This is a genomic window from Pseudanabaena sp. SR411 (genome assembly GCF_002251945.1).
Lineage (GTDB): Bacteria > Cyanobacteriota > Cyanobacteriia > Pseudanabaenales > Pseudanabaenaceae > Pseudanabaena.
In genome coordinates this window covers 13,548-31,469 of record NZ_NDHW01000181.1, presented here as the reverse complement: position 1 = coordinate 31,469, position 17,922 = coordinate 13,548, and the positions used below count along the sequence as shown (strand labels likewise).

12 protein-coding genes and 1 pseudogene are annotated in these 17,922 nt (G+C 38.0%); 2 read left to right on the top strand and 11 right to left on the bottom strand.

From position 1 onward, the window contains the following. Window positions 1-9: 9 nt before the first annotated feature. The 3 genes from B9G53_RS18935 to B9G53_RS18925 form a co-directional block, all read right to left on the bottom strand. On the bottom strand, window positions 10-1,107 hold the full coding sequence (locus B9G53_RS18935; RefSeq protein ID WP_094535031.1) for a DegT/DnrJ/EryC1/StrS aminotransferase family protein: 1,098 nt from the start codon (window positions 1,105-1,107) through the stop codon (window positions 10-12). After that, the gene (locus B9G53_RS18930) at window positions 1,104-2,150 is read right to left on the bottom strand and encodes a Gfo/Idh/MocA family protein (RefSeq protein ID WP_094535030.1); all 1,047 of its coding nucleotides are present in this window, start codon (window positions 2,148-2,150) and stop codon (window positions 1,104-1,106) included. The genes B9G53_RS18935 and B9G53_RS18930 overlap by 4 nt, the downstream gene beginning before the upstream one ends. Before the next feature lie 90 nt (window positions 2,151-2,240). Beyond that, window positions 2,241-2,735 (bottom strand): acyltransferase, encoded by a 495-nt coding sequence (locus B9G53_RS18925; protein WP_094535029.1) that lies wholly within the window; start codon window positions 2,733-2,735, stop codon window positions 2,241-2,243. 1,037 nt (window positions 2,736-3,772) lie between these two features. On the opposite strand from B9G53_RS18925, the gene B9G53_RS18920 reads away from it, so the two are divergent. Both B9G53_RS18920 and B9G53_RS18915 read left to right on the top strand, forming a co-directional pair. Then, a complete protein-coding gene (locus tag B9G53_RS18920; RefSeq protein ID WP_094535028.1) occupies window positions 3,773-4,558 on the top strand; it encodes a WecB/TagA/CpsF family glycosyltransferase in 786 nt (261 codons plus the stop codon). 619 nt (window positions 4,559-5,177) lie between these two features. After that, the gene (locus B9G53_RS18915) at window positions 5,178-7,427 is read left to right on the top strand and encodes a polysaccharide biosynthesis tyrosine autokinase (RefSeq protein ID WP_094535027.1); all 2,250 of its coding nucleotides are present in this window, start codon (window positions 5,178-5,180) and stop codon (window positions 7,425-7,427) included. Window positions 7,428-7,591: 164 nt separating this feature from the next. On the opposite strand, the pseudogene B9G53_RS28650 reads toward B9G53_RS18915, so the two are convergent. From B9G53_RS28650 to B9G53_RS18875, 8 genes and pseudogenes are all read right to left on the bottom strand, one after another. After that, window positions 7,592-8,209: pseudogene (locus B9G53_RS28650) on the bottom strand (IS256 family transposase); the annotation flags it as partial. A gap of 441 nt (window positions 8,210-8,650) precedes the next feature. Next, window positions 8,651-9,589, bottom strand: coding sequence for a hypothetical protein (locus tag B9G53_RS18905; protein ID WP_094535025.1), 939 nt, complete (start codon window positions 9,587-9,589; stop codon window positions 8,651-8,653). Between the two features lie 9 nt (window positions 9,590-9,598). After that, window positions 9,599-10,489, bottom strand: a complete 891-nt coding sequence (locus tag B9G53_RS18900; RefSeq protein WP_094535024.1) for an NAD(P)-dependent oxidoreductase — start codon at window positions 10,487-10,489, stop codon at window positions 9,599-9,601. 3 nt (window positions 10,490-10,492) lie between these two features. After that, on the bottom strand, window positions 10,493-11,605 hold the full coding sequence (locus B9G53_RS18895; protein WP_094535023.1) for a glycosyltransferase family 4 protein: 1,113 nt from the start codon (window positions 11,603-11,605) through the stop codon (window positions 10,493-10,495). A 50-nt stretch (window positions 11,606-11,655) separates the two neighbouring features. Continuing rightward, the gene (locus tag B9G53_RS18890) at window positions 11,656-12,642 is read right to left on the bottom strand and encodes a glycosyltransferase family 4 protein (RefSeq protein WP_094535022.1); all 987 of its coding nucleotides are present in this window, start codon (window positions 12,640-12,642) and stop codon (window positions 11,656-11,658) included. A gap of 135 nt (window positions 12,643-12,777) precedes the next feature. Further along, window positions 12,778-13,938 carry a glycosyltransferase gene (locus B9G53_RS18885; protein ID WP_094535021.1) on the bottom strand — a complete coding sequence of 387 codons (1,161 nt, stop codon included), beginning with the start codon at window positions 13,936-13,938 and terminating at the stop codon, window positions 12,778-12,780. 64 nt (window positions 13,939-14,002) lie between these two features. Further along, a complete protein-coding gene (locus B9G53_RS18880; RefSeq protein ID WP_094535020.1) occupies window positions 14,003-15,829 on the bottom strand; it encodes a beta-galactosidase in 1,827 nt (608 codons plus the stop codon). Window positions 15,830-15,900: 71 nt separating this feature from the next. Continuing rightward, the gene (locus tag B9G53_RS18875; RefSeq protein ID WP_094535019.1) at window positions 15,901-17,922 is read right to left on the bottom strand and encodes an O-antigen polysaccharide polymerase Wzy family protein; all 2,022 of its coding nucleotides are present in this window, start codon (window positions 17,920-17,922) and stop codon (window positions 15,901-15,903) included.

Here is a 17,922-nt window from a genome sequence, read left to right as displayed (position 1 = left end):
GGAAATCCTCTATCTAATAGAGCTAATTATGGCTTTAGCAACCTGAGTTTGTGACTCAATGGGTAACTCTGGATACATGGGTAGAGAGAGTACTTCATTAGCAACAGCCTCTGAATGAGGGAAATCCCCCACCTTATGTCCTAACTCTGAATAGGATTTTTGCAAATGTACAGGAATTGGATAGTGAATGCCAGTTTGAATATCATGGGCTTGTAAACTCTGCTGAAGAGCATCACGTTGAGGCGATCGCACAGCATATATATGGTAAACATGACGGTTATGTGGTAACGCTGAAGGAAGCCCTAAACCAGATTCTGCCAATAGTTCATTATAGTTGGCAGCACAGGCAATTCTAGCTTCTGTCCATGCTTCGATATAGCGCATTTTTACCCGTAAAATCGCACCTTGAATGCCATCCATTCGATAGTTATAGCCTTTGAGAACATGGTGATACCTCTTTTCTTGTCCCCAGTCGCGCAACATCCTCATCGTCTGATCATATTCAGGATTATTGGTTACAGCCATACCGCCTTCACCATAAGCACCTAAGTTTTTACCGGGGTAAAAACTAAAGCACCCAATGTCTCCAATGCTTCCCACTCGACGGCCTTTATACTCAGCTCCATGGGCTTGAGCCGCATCTTCGATCACAACCAAATTATGACGACGGGCAATTTCTAAAATTGGATCCATATCTGCGGATTGACCATATAGATGGACAGGCAGAATCGCTTTAGTCCGCCCAGTGATCGCTTGCTCGATTTGAGTGACATCAATTGTATAAGTGACAGGATCAATATCGACAAAAACAGGGGTGGCTCCTGTGTAACAAATTGCAGCTGTCGTTGCCACAAAAGTCATCGGTATAGTAATTACTTCATCACCTGCACCAATCCCAGCCGCTAGTAATGCTAAATGCAGCGCACTTGTACCTGTGTTCAGCGCAATCCCAAAGCTAGCTTGGCTATAATTAGCAAATTCTGCTTCTAGGGCGGCGACTTCACTTCCCAGAATAAATTGGGTGCTATCCAACACTTTTAATACGGCTGTATCAATTTCATCTTTGATACTAAGGTACTGAGTTTTTAGATCGACAAATGGAATCACGACGACACCTCCGCTAAATTTAATTTGACTAACTTTCCTTGTTCTTTCATGGACTGATTTGCTGCTTCAAGAATTTTGACAACTCGCAGCCCTGCTTCGCCATCACTAATAGGACGCTCTCCTGTTTGAATGCAGTGTAAAAAATGCAGCCCTTCTGTCCGCAGTGCTTCTGTTATATCTAGCTTTGGTGACCACATATCACCTGTCCGATAACCAATCATTTTTTGATAGACACTTTCAGAATCATTGTTATTTAAAGTGATGCCTTTGTCATACACTTTAATCTTTTCACTCGGATCTAAGTCATCGAACACAATCATTTTTTGACTTCCTCCGATCAAAGTTCGTCGAACTTTGACAGGAGCTAGCCAATTCACATGTAAGTGCGCGATCAAGTTGTTTTCAAAAAACAGGGTCAAGTAAGCAATATTTTCGGTTCCATTAGGTACATGACTGATTCCAGTTGCTGACACCGCATAGGGTTTGGCTGGCAAGACATAGTCCATAATCGAGAGATCATGAACTGCAAGATCCCAAAGGACATTGACATCATGTTGAAACAGCCCAAGATTGACTCGCACTGAATCATAGTAATAAATATCACCAAGTTCTTTGCTAGAAACTAATTCCGCCATTTTACGGACTGCTCCTGTATAGACAAAGGTATGATCCACCATCAATATTCGGTTTTGACGCTTGGCTTCAGCTAACAACTCAATGGATTGCTCAGAAGTCATTGTCATTGGCTTTTCAACCATCACATGCTTCCCAGACTGCAATGCTGCTAATGCCAGCTTAAAGTGTGTGGAAACAGGAGTGGCGATCGCTACTGCATCAATCTCAGGATCGTTAAAAATGTCACTACAGTCTGTTGTGATCTGAATCGCAGGATAACGAGCCTTGGCTTTTGCCAGAAGATCGGGGCTAAAATCACTGACAGTCCTGACATTAACACCTGAGAGTTCCGAAAAATTTCTAACTAGGTTTGGTCCCCAATAGCCATAGCCAATGACACCAATATTGATGCTATTAATGCTGCCCATATGTACTTATTAAAGATATAAAGATATATTTACAAAAAATTGTGCAAAAAACATAAACGACAAGACTAAAAGCTAAAAACTAGCCAATAATCATTGCGAGGTAGATTTATCGCGATCACGTACATCTCCTACAACCCTCGCAGGCACACCAACTACGATGGAGTACTCCAAAACATCGTGGGTAACCACTGCACCTGCACCGACAAGAGCATTTTCGCCAATAGTTATTCCTGCCAAAATAGTGGCATTACTACCAATGGAGGCTCCACGCTTCACATAGGTTTTGACAACAGCCCAATCAGCCTCTGTTTGTAAGCTCCCATCAGTATTTGTAGATCGTGGATAAAGATCATTGGTAAACATTACTCCATGTCCAATAAAAACCTCATCTTCAATCACAACACCCTCACAAAGAAAGGTGTGAGAGGATATTTTGCAGCGCTTACCAACCTCCACATTTTTTTGAATTTCTACAAACGTTCCAATTTTTGTATCATCATCAATACGACAACCATAAAGGTTAACGAGTTGGGGATGGAAAATTTTAACGCTTTCACTCAACTGGACATCTTCATTGACTGGCATTATCTTGTTCTACTCATTGTATTGAAGTCATAAAAAAATTGAGATTAGCTCACTATTTGAAAGTCTCTTGCTAGATAGGGATTGTGAAAATAGCTTTTGCACTAATACCAATCTAAATATCCTCTCATAGCTTATTTAATAGTCGCTATACAGTCGTTATACATATGATACCTTCCCTAAACTCAAGATTTAACATTTTGGATCTTTTTAGGAAAAAACTTTAATGGCTATTGACATAACATTCTAAATACTAAAAAAGCTAAGTTTAAGAGGCTGTTTCAATACTTTGGATAATTTGTAAATGAGGTTATAAGCATTACAGGGCAGTCTTTCTAAGAATTGCATTATTTAACTAGCTGTGAGCTAAAATGCTCACAACTAGTTTAAATAACAAGTGGAATGATGTTCTATACAGGACAAACGATACAAGCTTCTAAAAGTATCCAAAATATTGGATTGGGAAAGCTGTCTTAAGGATAATTACGCAGCAAGACTGCGAGCCAAAATAGCTAAGACCCTAGAATTAAGTACTATCCAAAGCTTGTGTGCCACCTTTTAAACAGACTCCAAATAGCATATTTTTATTAATGCTTTGAAAGTTGTAGAAAATTTACAAAACTGTCTTATTTTTTTGAATTATTATTATTCTCATGTATAGTTATGGTAAATTATATAAGACAAATCAAACATTGAATCAAACATTTTTAAAAAATGTAAATCTCTAGAATCTTATATCTCTTAGGGTAAATCCCTCATGTCCTGTGGCGAAAGATAAAAATTGCAATGCTTAACAATGTGTGCAAGCAAAACATTTTTTATACCTCGTCCGCTTGCTGCAGGGTAGTTAATTAACTTAGAAGCGCTAATCGTGAAGTATTGAAATTAGTAGTAGTAGTGGCTAGTTATTTCTAATAGCTAAAAACACAATTAAAAATCTTTGATTTATCAATATCTTCCCAAATCTTGCACGGGTTCTCTTTTTGCCTAGCAATCACTTCCGTTTGATAACCAGTTTTTTTACTTTGGGATTTATACATATGGATAAAAATGGTATGCCAACAAAGGACTTAATTGGAGTTCCCGTATACTTTTCATCTTTTGACGAGCAAGTTAGTCAGATAGTAACTTGGGCAAGAAATTACCAAAGTAAGATGGTTTGTGTCGCTAATGTTCATATGTTAATTGAGGCTTGGCAAAATTCTCACTTTGCTGACCTGCTTAGAAACGCAGATCTAGTTACCCCAGATGGAATGCCCTTGGTTTGGATGATGAAACTGATGGGAGTCAAACAAGCGGAAAGAGTTGCTGGTATGGATATTTTTCATACAGCATGCGAACAAGCCTCTACTGCCCAAATAAGTGTTTTTCTCTTGGGATCGAGTCCAGAGGTACTAGAAAAAATTTGTCAGCGCTTAAAAAATGAATTCCCTAAGCTGAATATTGCTGGAATGTATTCTCCACCATTTGCGCCACTTAGTCTAAATCCAGACATTAGCATTATCAAAACCATCAACGATAGTGGAGCGGGAATTGTCTTTGTTGCCCTAGGTTGTCCAAAGCAAGAATTGTGGATGGCTCAATATCGGGAGAAGATTCAGGCTGTCATGATTGGAGTAGGCGCAGTGTTTCCTATTTACGCTGGTGTATTGAAGCAAGCTCCAAAGTTTATGCGAAACGCTGGGCTTGAATGGCTATTCCGTCTAACACAAGAACCTAGTAGGCTATGGTATCGCTATACTACCACTATTCCGATTTTTATATGGCTGGCTCTAAAGCAGATCTGGCTCCATCGAATTTACTACTCTGCCCAAAATGAATCTTAAGGACTTTTGAACAAATAGGGATCTCTATATAATGCAAAATTGTTGAGATATAGAGCTGTTTTTAGAGATACCTATTTGCAAATACTTAAACTGCTTACAAATGCCCGTCGCAAATATTGTCATCCCAAAGACAATATTATCAGAAATATTTTAGGAAAGATCTATTGAACCAACAGGAGTACGTAGGATACTTATATACATGCCTTAAACTTACGGCGCTGGCTCACTAATTAGTGATATTAAGCTGTAATCCCTATCTGGCAACGATTTCAGGCTTTAGTCACAATTTACTTGTAAAGCCTTGCCAATCAACAGCTTCATCGCTCTATCACTAATTAGCTGTCCAGTGCCAAACTTACAAATTTTGTTAACATGAATCAAACAAAACTAAATATATTAAGCATTTGCAGTAGCTTAAAGTGATGAAATATTTTGATATACAGTGTTTTTAAACTCGGGTGTCAAACATCATAAACATCTGTCATGAAAATCATTGAGCCATTTTTATGATGTTTAATCTCCACGAAACGCCTATTGGTCTGAAAATCTAATATATTGTGATCGCCTGTGTTTTAGGATTAAGCACAATCTTCTAGTCCTCATACGCAAGAGAATAAACATGCAAAGTGAACAGTATCCTCAACTTCCTCCAAAAAACAGTGACATTAAGCGCTTTGAGCCTGTGAATTTGGTCAAGTTTACATCTCCTGATGATGAAGGAGGATTAAAATTAGGTCAAGCATTGCAGTCACTCCACCGACAATTACCTGTAATTGTTGGAGTAACTTTTATAGTTACTTCTTTGGCACTTCTCAAAGCTATAACTAGTAAACCAACTTATCAAGCTAGTTTTGAGATATTAGCCAAAGTAATTACCGAGGAAACGCGAGTAATTTCTCAGGTAACGCTGAACAATAGAGATGATAATAGTAAAAGTTCGGTCGATTCTACAACGCTAAAGCTTTTGAAAAGTCCTAGAATTATCAACCCAATTGTCGATCAATTAAAATTAAAGTACCCTGATGTAAATTATGAAAGTCTATCCGATGGCTTAGTTCTTAAAGTAATTACAGAGGCAGAGATTCTTAATGTCAGCTATGAGGATAAAGACTCCACAAAAGTTAAAGCTGTTCTAGATTTGGTGTCCAATGCTTATCTTGACTACAGTTTGGAAGAACGTTTAGCTGAGGTACAACAGGGACTCGACTTTGTAGATTCCCAATTACCAAAAATAGAGGAAAGTGCTAGTAAACTTCAAGATAAACTACAAAGCTTTCGGCAACAATATAATCTGATCGATCCAGAATCAACCAGAAAGCAGTTAGCTGAACAAATTAGTACTATTAGTCAGCAGCGACTAGAAAATCAGGTTAAATTAGACGAAGCATATGCTCTCGCTTTTGATTTAGATAGCCAGTTAGCCAACCCGAGTAGTAACTCAAAGGGTTCCGCAGCACTCCAAGATAATGCTCGATATCAATCACTTTTATCTCAAATTCAAGTTTTGGAAATCCAAATCGCCAAAGATTTGAGTGTGTTTCAGGAAAGTACTGACAAAATTAAGGTGTTGCGAGATCAGCAAACAAACTTACTCGCATTGTTGAGCCAAGAGGGAGAAAGAACTAAAGAACTGCTTGCAAGTCAAATTCGAGAATTAGAATCCCGTAGTGAAATTTTATCGCAAGCGGAGGAACAGTTGAATCAGCAGGTGAAACAGCTATCCATCGTATCTCGGCAATATAATGATATTCAGCAAGAGATTAAAATAACTAATGATAACTTGAATCAGTTTCTAACAAAACGAGAAGCTTTACGCATCGATGCTGGACAACGTAAAACACCTTGGCAGATCCTCACTCCATTGAAAGATCCTGTCGCATCCTCTTCTGATATTAAAAGAAATGCCTTGCTGGGCGTAATACTGGGATTATTGTTAGGGATCGGTATAGCTTTATTACGTGATAAGTTAAGTAATTTGTTGCGTACCCCAAATGAAGTAAAAGACACATCAAAGCTGCCAATTTTGGGAGTCATTCCCTTTAATTCGGCTTTAATATCTGATAAAAAACAAGATGGTATTTCGGACTTGATTCCATTAGAGAAATCTTTGATAGACAATGAAAATAACACTACTATAGAGAAACTAATTGAAATAATAAATATAAAATCTTTGGTACAGCGCTCCCACAAAAGATTGGAAGGAGAAGCTAATGCTACACAGCCTTACTATATGACATCGATATTTTTAGAATCTTTTAGATCGCTTTATACGAATATTCGCCTGCTTAGCCCTGATGACAAAATTCGATCTATTGTTATCAGTTCTTCCTTGCCGAGTGAAGGGAAATCTACAACTTCAGTTTATTTAGCCCAAGCCGCAGCGGCTTTAGGCAAACGAGTACTACTTGTAGATGCTGATTTGCGTCGTCCAAAACTGCATGAGCGATTGCATTTTAGTAATGCTGTAGGACTTAGCAATTTAATTTCTTCCAATCTTAGTTTTGATGAAGTAGTTCAGAGATCTCCAATTGAACCCAACTTATCGATACTCACCTCTGGTCACTTGCCACCCGATCCAACACGACTAATTTCTTCACAAAAAATGCAGGACTTAATGCAATTATTTCAAGAGACATTTGATTTAGTGATTTATGATACTCCCCCACTTATAGGTATGGTCGATGCCAAATTACTCGCATCAAAAACAGACGGAATTATCATGGTAGTTGGATTAGATAAAACTAAAGTTTCAAGCTTAAATCAAGCTTTAGAACTTTTAAGTAACTCTCCCATTGTTGTGTTTGGCATAGTTGCTAATAGATCAAAAGACTATGTAGCAAGTCTAAATGATACTTATAAGCATTACTAGTAGACAGTCAAATGTAAATTGACGGATAAGATAAAGGCACTGGTGAGTTAATTAGTGAGGCAACAAAATCTCCTTGAGGATAATAATTCCAGCATAGAAACGGGACGATGAAAAAGTCCGATCGCCATAGGAGATTGTCAAGCAAAGTGTGTAAAGTCTAGGAACTAGAGGTGGAGACGATCATCAAAGAGGATGGCAAATCGATTAAGTGCAGGTTTCCAATCCTTAATCGCGCCTCATCCATTTCTTAGAAATATTCTGCATCGCCAAATAAACCAGCTTCAAAGCAGCCTCATCAGAGGGGAAAATCTGTTGAGATTTAATCACTTTCCGCAAACAGCTATTCATCGACTCAATCGCATTAGTGGTATAAATCGCCCTACGAATCTCGGACGGGAAAGCAAAGAAGGGGATAATGTGCCCCCAGTGACTGCGCCAAGACTTGGAGATCGAGGGATATTGTTTGTCCCATTTTTCAGCAAACAACTCAAGGTTAAACTCCGCTTCTGATTCCGTCGCAGCAGCATAAATTGCCTTGAGATCCGCACAAACTTGCTTGCGTTGTTGCCAAGGCACAAAGGCGACCGAGTTACGCACCATATGAACAATGCATAACTGTACCTGTGTTTTGGGAAACACAGGTACAGTTATGCATTGGGAAAACCAGTCAAACCATCAACGCAAGCAATCAAAATGTCTTTGGCTCCACGGTTATGAATTTCAGTGAGTACGGACAACCAGAATTTCGCTCCCTCATTCGGTGAAATCCACATATTCAATAATGAGTTTATTACTCATCGACAAATCTTTAATTTTCCCAAGCTTTTTACCTATGGTTTTTTCTCATAACTCATTTAGGATTGCTATATAGCACCTTTAGCAAACTACCCAACGACGAACAAGCACAAGCGATCGCCATAGCGACCTAGACGAAGAATATCTCCTGAGCATACACTCTACATTCAGCAGGTGTTTTTTGAGAATTAGCATTTATTAGAGAAAGCCTTATAAATAGTGCATTTTGGGGATTTTCCCGTTTTTGAGACTCATGGTGCGATTTACTAACTGCTATAGATATTTAATAAAAAGCTCTATCTATTACCTCTCTTTTGCGATTTGGTATTATTTAATTCTGTCCTTACCTTCTTGAAAACTGCAATAGTTTTCAGATTTGCCTTTCTTTGCCTTTTTTAGGGGTTCTCTGAATTAGGAGACTAACAAACCTAGCGATAATCCCATCTTCCATCCACACAAGCAATCCAAGAACCATCATTAAGTTGATGTCCATCTATATGATGCATTCCTGATTTATTCCATCCTTTACCACTAGCGGTTAAGAGAGGTTCAGTACCAACTTGTTTTTCAGTATAAGTTTCTGGAGAGATATCAGTAATTTCAAAGGCTCTCACTTGCGTCCCATAGGTGGGAAAACAGTCTTGCGTATAACGAATCAGGCGATCGCCTAAATTTAAAATGCGACCTGCGGGTCTAGCAATATGAGGATTATGTTGGATAATCGGACTAAGTGGATGCTCCTGCCATTTACCTTGGAGATTAGAAGCATAATATAGCCTTAGAGTATCATTCTGATCTTTAGGGCTAGTTTCGGTAAAAAGCCACCACAAATTGTTATAAAAAACAATAGAAGCATCTAAAAATTCTAAGCCTTCTAAGATATTCCCGATAAAGTTCCATTGCAAGGGAAATTGAGTAGCTTTATAAAGTCGAATGGATTGAGCCTCTCCTGTCTCAGGAATCATATAGTAATCTGCTTTCCATTGGAAAACATAAGGGTAAGATAGATGAAAAGATTCAGTAAGGACGATTTGTTGATATTGCCATTCTAATCCATTATTACTAGTTGCTAAGCCAATTTCACCAAGATTGAACTCCTGATTCATAACTTCAAAAAACATATACCATGTTTCCTTATTTTTAATCATGAATGGATCGGCAACCAGAGAAGCATGGCGATCGCTAATATCTTCTCTCGAAATTACTGGTTGTTTAATCGATAGTGCAGGCTTGAGATCTAAGGGATTAGAACCAACATAAATCCCGATCGCCCAATTAGACATTTGTGCTGACAACCAGTATTGGATTGGTTTTGGCAAGTGTTGGCGAATATTTGATCGAAGATGATTGACAAGTCGATTAATCATAGCTCAACTTTAAATAATTCCTTGGTTACGCATTAACTCTATTTCTTGTTGCAAGCCAACTTCTAAGGTGCGTGGCTCAAAATCCAAATCGTTTTTAGCTGACTCATGGGAATAAGCCTTATCTTCTTGTAATCTTAGAATTTGCTCACGTCTTACTGGCGATTTATCTCCCAAAATACTTTCTAAAAGAGTTGCTATGGTAATGCCAATATTCAGAGGAAAGTAGAGATGATAAACAGGTTTAGCTAATAATTTGCTAACTATAGTTAAAAGTTCTCTAAAGTTAACAATACTAGCACCAGAAAGATCGTAAGCACCTTGAATATTGGGAAACTGCCATGCTTTCACCAGAGTTTGAGCGATATCATCTGCATGAATTGGCTGTAAAAGGGTATTTCCTGAGCCAAAAACAGGAAAGAATTTATAGCGATCGCAAAATTTAACTAACTTATGTAAATTTTGATCCTGTGGAGAACCATAAATCATCGTAGGACGAAGTAGACAATAGGTTCCTGAATATGTCAACAGTTCTTTCTCAGCATCTTTATATTCTTGGGAATATCGATTGTATTTTGAATAAATTCCCGTTGTACCAATAATAATCAAATGGGGAGTTTGCTGTGCTTTTTTGAGGCTATTAATTAGTACAGGGACTTGATTCAGTTGCACAATATGAATAATTATTTCAAAATTGCTTTGAGCAAAAATCCGATCCCAAGTTTCAGCAGTTTTACTATCGCCAATATAGTAATTAATCTTTAAATTAAGATGATCAATTTTACTGCGATTGCTAGTTTCTCTAACTAAGCAAGAAACCTCGGTATTTGGTTTGATTTCAGCTAACCTCTTAAGAAATAATGTCCCTGTTAGTCCCGTAGCTCCAGTGATTAAAGTGGTCATAAACTACTTAGCCTTAAGTTGTCTTCTATGAATAACGTCTTGATAAATATTCAGTGTTTTGGTACACATCTGCTCTAAAGTTAACTCCGCCTCATATTTTTGTCGTCCTTGGATGCCCATTTCGCGCCGAAGTTGAGCATCATTAACTAATTTTTCAAGGCGATTTCTTAAGGTCTCAACATCACCACGAGGTACACAGTAGCCTGTTATTCCATCAATTACTGACTCGGCAACCCCTCCAACTTGAGAAGCGATAATCGGCATTTCCGCTCGCATTGCTTCAATAATAGCGTAGGGAAATCCTTCCCAGTTAGTAATCAGCGTAAAAATATCACCTTGGGGCAGCATCTCGGACACATTGCTACAAAAACCTCGAAAATTCACGCGATCGGTCATATTCATTTGGCTGACCATAGTTTTGATTTCTTCTAGCTTTGGCCCACTTCCAAGTAATTCTAGCTGAGCATTTTCAATGGATTTAAAAGCTTTAATTAAGGTTGCATAATCTTTCTGTGCATCAAACCTAGCAACCATTAAAATGCGTACCGTGTCATTTGATTGATGGCTAGATCTTAAATGATGAGGAACATCTTCAATTCCATAGTGAATCATTACTAATTTATCAGCAGACATTCCTGCTTTTAATGCAATCTGACGATCATTTTCAGAAACACAAATAACTTTATCAGTTATTGGCTCAACCCATTTTTCGATCACCTCATAAACACTGCGATTAGGCTCAGGTATTCCATCGGTAAATGCCCATCCATGAGCAGTAAATACACAGGGTATATTAGTTATTTTCGCTGCCAATCTACCCAAAATTCCTGCTTTACTAGAGTGGGTTGCTACAATGTCAGGTTGTAATTGACGAATAGTTTCTACAATAAACCAAAGAGTTTGCCAATCTAACCATGGATTAATGGATTGTTTAAAATATTCGCAAGCAGTGGAGTTAATAGAAAAACTATTTAAAAAGTCATTAAAAGGACCTTTTTCTCCAGTTATAACAAGAACCTCATGTCCGTGATTTTGTAGAAAAAAAGCCAAATCTTTGACATGAACTTGAGCGCCACCAACGGTATCGGATCTCGTAATAATCAAGAGAACTTTCATAGCAATAGTTAAGATTTAAATAATGATTAATTGTAACTGTCTATAGAAAACTATACTTGACTTCTAAGTCGAAGGCTAAGATAAAACTCGCCTAAAATGATCAATGCAATAACACTGAAGAAACCGTACCAACCTCCTATAGTTCCTACATTAATAATACTGATCGCAATTGAAAGATTTAGCAAAACGTAAATACTCGCAACTTGTCCGTGAGACATTCCAGATTGTTGTAAGCGTTGATAGATGTGACTGCGATGGGCTTGAAAGATATTTTCGTGGTTGAGCAAGCGGCGAAATAGAGTGTATAACGCATCCCCTAATATGGGGAATGTGATCACTAACGCTGACCAAGTTTCACTAGCATCTTGATGACTACTCAGTAAAGAAAAAGCAACGATCGCTCCAAGGGAAGTACTACCTACATCTCCCATAAAGATTTTTGCAGGAGACCAATTCCAAATTAAGAATCCAAACAAAGCTGCAACTAAAAGCCATAAAATCGGCTGGTTTAGATAAATAGCTTGAAAACCAAGTTGGATCGCAGTACAGCTAGCAACTAATCCATCTAGTCCATCCATGAAATTGTAAAAATTAATAATTGCAGTCATGCCGATCAGAGTGATCGCGATCGCGATAATTTGACCGAATATGCCCAATTGCAGTAACCAAGGTTGAGGGAAAACACCCACATAGAAGGTCGTAATGCCTGCAACTACTAACTGGACTAAGTAGCGAATGCTCGATGGAACTCCTTGGCGATCGTCAATAATGCCGATAATCGCCAGAGGGATTAAGGTTATCCAAAGTGGATAAAGTGGCAGAGAGTCGCTAAACAGAAAAACACTAATTCCACTGGTGATAGCAAAGGCAATGATAAAACCCAGCCCTCCACCTCTAGGGGTAGGTTGTGTATGGGAACTGCGATCATTAGGAATATCTAGTAGATTTTCTCTAAAGCCTTGCTTGATTAGGTAAACCGTAATCCAACTAATGAGAAAGCTGCCGAGAGAGAGAATAAGTAGTAAATTGCTAGGCATTTCGGATTACCAGTGGAAAAGCTTAGGTAAAGTATATTTAGAATCACTAAGTATTAGACTAAGCATATTGTCGTAACCTCTGAAGATAACATTAAATAGACTCATAGAACTAGGCATATTGACTGAATTTCTAACTTAACTTGTTGGAGATTTCCTAAGAACTTCCTGATACATCTCTAGTAAACGATTAGCACTAGTGGGAATTGAAAAGTTTTGAATTACGCGCTCACGCCCAGTACTAGCAAGACTCTTAGCATAGTTAGGATCTTTTAAAAGTAGAACAACCGATTGTGCCATACCTTCAAGATCGTTCACTTCATGTAAAAGCCCTGTCTTCCTGTCACATACAGCTTCTAATATTCCAGCAATTTTACTTCCGACTACAGGCAGTCCCGCTGCACTAGCTTCGATCGCAACTAGTCCAAATCCTTCATGTAATGATGGAAATAGAAATACATCACAAAGACTCATGATTAATGGAACATCATCACGACCACCTAGAAATCTAACCGAGTCTGTCAGTCCTTGATTAGTAGCGATCGCCTCAATTTGTGTTTTTAAGGGGCCGACACCTACCATCAATAATTTAGCTGAGGGGATTTGCTGACGCACTTTCTCAAATATTTTTAACAACCCAAGATGATTCTTTTGTTCTGCAAACCGTCCCACATGTAAAACTATTGGTGTATCGTCTTCCCAGCCAAAGGATTGGCGAAAGGCAATCTTGTCTGTAGATCCTTTGAGATCAGCAATCGTAACTCCACTATACCAAACACGGCTTCGCTCTAACTGATATTTGGGGATTGCTAGACTATCTAAAATTGCTTGAGAAGATGCTGTAATAAATTCAGAATGCTGAAGGGCATATCGAATACTGACAGCGCCATATAGCGATCTCAATTGCCGTAAAACTGGTAACTTTGTTAAGTGATCTTGAGCAGGAAAGTGAGTATTGTGAAACATACTGATCACAGGGATACCCAAACCCTGCGCGACCCATACAGGAAACCCACTATAGACTTCGACATGATTATGCAAAATCGTATATTTTTGTGTAGATAAGATATCTTTGAATTGTCTTCCAAACTTGGGGTGATTAAACCCTAGAGGACAATGGAATACTTTTGCACCTAGTTGTTCTGCTATATCTGACAACACTCCTACGTCAGAACCTTTACAACAAAAGTCCATCGCACAAATATCCCTAGAGATTTCTCGGAGCATAGAAATTAGCCAAGTTTCTATCCCCCCTCTGTTTAGTCCATGGATAAGATGAAGAACCCTTAAATCACTCATAAATTTGACTGAATATTAGAATAAGACAAAAAAATTGTGGGCGCTTCCGCGCCCACCAAAATAACTATGTAGGTTGCAGTTTGATTACACGGACAAAGCGTACAGTAAGATCTTGGGAACCTCCATTGTAAATCCGAAAGTCCATATTGCCATTTTGCCGATTCGTAAAAGCAGCATCGGATATTTTAAATGTGGTTGTTTTCCACTTGCCACTATTTTGATTAACTATCTGTGCTGTCTTTTTATACACATTACCAAAAGCGTCATATTCAATGCCCCATGTAGCGTTGTTATCATCTAGATATGTCACCTTGATTTCTATGTCAGTACTTTTGTTTCTTAAAAATTGATCATCTACATTGAAATATATATAGTCACTCTGATTTTGATGATCGGTTCTAATAGCTTCGTAGCTAAATCCGTTCCATTTAACAAACTGTGATTGGGAATAAACTTGATGAGTTGGCTTCGTATACCCATCAGGTGCAACTTCACGCTGGGTGAGCCAACGTTCCCAATTGCGGTATGGAAATTTAGCATTTTTGAAAAAAACATCAAGTTGTTGATAATCTGCAAGACTTAATCCTAAAGTTTTTGATAAATTATCTGAATATTCTGGCAAGCGATCGTCTAAATAGGTAGGATCGTTCCATTGACGCAATGCCACCCAAGCATCTGGGCTATTTTCAACGGTTTTACCCATCGTCTTGCGTGCATATTCCACTACTTGAGGTGCGAGGGAATAGGAGAGATCGGTAGTATTGATCCAATTCATTCTTAATTGTAATGACTTGAGGGTAGCCATCTTCATAAAATAATACTTACCCGTTCCAGGGAGCATATTCTCATAACCAAGTAACTCGTTTTCAGTGCCAATGATCCGATTGCGATCGCGATGTAATGGATGATTATCATCGATAACTTGATAGTTCAAATTACCAATTGTTTGAGCCGAAGCACCCCAAGAAGGGATATTAGAATAGGGATTGAAATATTCTTGAGCGCCAATTCGTACACTCATCCCCAAAGAAACCGCATAATCGACCATCCGATTTTTACCTTTGGGTGGATCATTCAATTTCAAAGCCCATAAAGCATCATTCTCACACCTTTCCATCTGCGGCTGCCCAGTAAATACGAGTTTATAGGTATAGCCACTAGCCGCATCTGCATAGTCATCCATATGACGACGAAACCATTGCCAAAACTGATCGGCACTTACGCCAGATCTTTTCGTTTCATCAACAAAAATAACTTCCCACTCATTCCAGCGCCATGCTCCAGGGGCGTACATAAAGGCAAGTGCAGGATTCGCAATATAACGCCGTTGTTTGAAACTAGCTAATAACTTCTTAAATTCTGCTTCAAACCCATAGTGCCAGATTGGATAGAATTTACCTTGGCTAATTTTATTGTCATACATATCCATATAAAAGCCGCCTTCATTTTTGTACTGCATGGCTTTTAAATCAGGGTACTTAGCCTTTACCCATTCAGGTGTATGCTTGACATCCGATGCAAAAATACGTAACCAAATTCGCTTGTTTCGTTTCTGAGCCGCTTCCAAGTTAGCTTCCAATCTGCGCCAATCAAATACATTCTCTTTGGGATTAATTTCTTTCCAAGACATACTGACTGTATACACTTCAGGCTTGAAGATGTCTGTAGATTCGGCATACAATCCACTATTTGCAGTTTTTGTAACCCAACTAGGTAAAGACCAGTCATCTTCTGATGGTTGTTGTTCGATAATATTGGGGATATTGCTGGCAGATATTAGAGCATTTTGATTATCAGAAAAAAAGCATCCAAAGCAGCAAACTAAAGCTAAAAGGATAATAGAAATCCTACGTTTGATATATCTTCGAGTTTTGGAAGTAAAGGATCTCATATTACTTATCTCCTGCATTTTTATAATGCCAGTGCGATTTTCTCTGTCTTAATATTTCTCTAGCCTATGTACTACTTTAAATTACATAAAACTTTTATAAGTAAAAGCAACTTTTTTTGACGGTTATCAAGACAGTTTCTTTCTAGCAGTTGTTCCAAGTTGCGAATTATTATCTTGCAACGTTCTATATAAGCTAATATCCATGACTGAATCTCTTGAATTTGTTCAGAGTTGCAGACAAGCTCTTTTTGATTTGGGTGTGATATATACCCATTTCTATTAATTTCAAATTCGGCTAGCCAAGATGAATCAGGGCGACTAGATCTCCAGTAGTTAGTGACTACGCCTTTACCGAGGTATTGAATAGAAATATCACTAAGTTTATTGAATACATCCAAAAGTTCATCTAGCTTATACCCTCTTGTATTAGTTATCTCGTTCGCTGAACTGACACTGCTTACTGTAACTAGATCTATTTGGTTAGTAGGCATTTTTGTAGCAGTATGTGTCATAGATTCATCCGATTGCGTATTTACATTAGTCATTACATATGGATCGATAGATGCTTGAATATCATTTGTCTTAATATTGCTACTTAATGTAGAGAAACTCAATTTCTTTATTCGCGATCGATGTAATAGTAAAACACCTAGATAAGGAGCAAGACTATACAGTACAAAAGGGCGAACAATTTGGGTTGATTCTTGACGACAGAAGAATAGAAGTGATGGTAAAAAACTAGCTAATAATGCCATTTTTGCTGGTTCTCCTAACCGAGTTGCCCATAAGACTAATTTACCAATGTAAAACCCAAAGATTGTCATAAAAATTGGAGTGCCAATCCAACCAAAATTTAAGTATGCCTCCGCAATAAAAGAATACCCTAAAGAAATTCCATGGATGAATTCTCTTGGTGTGACTTCAGCAGATAACCAAACTGCTGGTACACCTCGCGCAACGGCTGGATGTAGACCTCCAAATCCAATATTAGGAACTAAAGTATATAATGCGTAGAGATAATCAATCCCCATGTTAAAGTCTTTTTGAGATGGCACTAGCTCGATTGTATAGGCGATGGTTTGCATTGAGTTTCCAAACTCAAATAGGGTACTAGCAATTGGATTTTCTAGTGAGGTAAACTTCTCGATTATAGAAGTAAAAGAAAATCTTTCTAGTCCCATACCACCCCTGATCTCAGATATTAAAGGCGAAACAACAAAAGCTATAAATGCGGTAAGTGGCAAGAAAACTTTTTTAGGAAGGGGTTTAATTAAATGATGCCAAAGCCATGCTAGGCTGACCAAAGGTAAAATACCATTAGTTCTCTGTCCTAAAAAATTATACGTAAGTGAATAGATAAGAACTAAGCATATTGATAGCCTTGCCGAGAAACGATTTTGCTGGCTACCAGCAAGTAGGAATAATGCACTTGGTATGATAAATTTGCTCAATACTGTTACTGCACCACCTTCCGATGCCAGTGATTCATAAAGGCTTATATACCCAGAAGTAGCAACAGTACTGATTGCATTTCTTAGGATAAATAATGTTGGGGGTAAAGAAATCACTAGTAAAATCCAGCCAACTTTGCGGATGTCTTGGCTGAGTAGTAATTTATTGGAAAATGATTTTTCTAACGTCGATTTGTTACTATCTAAAGTAGAAGATTGCTGTTTTACCGTTATATTACTTAGCAATGCTCCCAGATGGAGAGAAACTATGCTAAGAGTAACCAGAAATATAGTATGAAGTGTCGTAGCGGGCGAAAACTTATTACTGAGAATACCTACAGGATTAATACCTAGTATTTCCAGAAATATATGTCCACCATTAAATAAGGCTGCCGCAATTAAAAATAAAATGTAGGGACTAAATATATTTTTAGTTAAAACAGTCCAAGAGAACAAGCACCAAAATACAATGATTGTAAATAGAAAGCAGAATGGATAGATTACAGTTTCTGCATCAAAAAATGATTGGTTTTCTAATATCGCTAAGATACATAGAAAAATAATAATTCCCATCTGACAAGCCAAAAAAACTGGCTTAATCTGGCTATATGGTGGTGATTTAATATTATCTATGGGGGTCAT

Bases quoted from the DNA above. Each gene is read 5' to 3' on its own strand.
- B9G53_RS18875 (WP_094535019.1), bottom strand. From the start codon at position 17,922: ATGACCCCCATAGATAATATTAAATCACCACCATATAGCCAGATTAAG.
- B9G53_RS18895 (WP_094535023.1), bottom strand. From the start codon at position 11,605: ATGAAAGTTCTCTTGATTATTACGAGATCCGATACCGTTGGTGGCGCT.
- B9G53_RS18900 (WP_094535024.1), bottom strand. From the start codon at position 10,489: ATGACCACTTTAATCACTGGAGCTACGGGACTAACAGGGACATTATTT.
- B9G53_RS18890 (WP_094535022.1), bottom strand. From the start codon at position 12,642: ATGCCTAGCAATTTACTACTTATTCTCTCTCTCGGCAGCTTTCTCATT.
- B9G53_RS18930 (WP_094535030.1), bottom strand. From the start codon at position 2,150: ATGGGCAGCATTAATAGCATCAATATTGGTGTCATTGGCTATGGCTAT.
- B9G53_RS18885 (WP_094535021.1), bottom strand. From the start codon at position 13,938: ATGAGTGATTTAAGGGTTCTTCATCTTATCCATGGACTAAACAGAGGG.
- B9G53_RS18915 (WP_094535027.1), top strand. From the start codon at position 5,178: ATGCAAAGTGAACAGTATCCTCAACTTCCTCCAAAAAACAGTGACATT.
- B9G53_RS18880 (WP_094535020.1), bottom strand. From the start codon at position 15,829: ATGAGATCCTTTACTTCCAAAACTCGAAGATATATCAAACGTAGGATT.
- B9G53_RS18905 (WP_094535025.1), bottom strand. From the start codon at position 9,589: ATGATTAATCGACTTGTCAATCATCTTCGATCAAATATTCGCCAACAC.
- B9G53_RS18925 (WP_094535029.1), bottom strand. From the start codon at position 2,735: ATGCCAGTCAATGAAGATGTCCAGTTGAGTGAAAGCGTTAAAATTTTC.
- B9G53_RS18920 (WP_094535028.1), top strand. From the start codon at position 3,773: ATGGATAAAAATGGTATGCCAACAAAGGACTTAATTGGAGTTCCCGTA.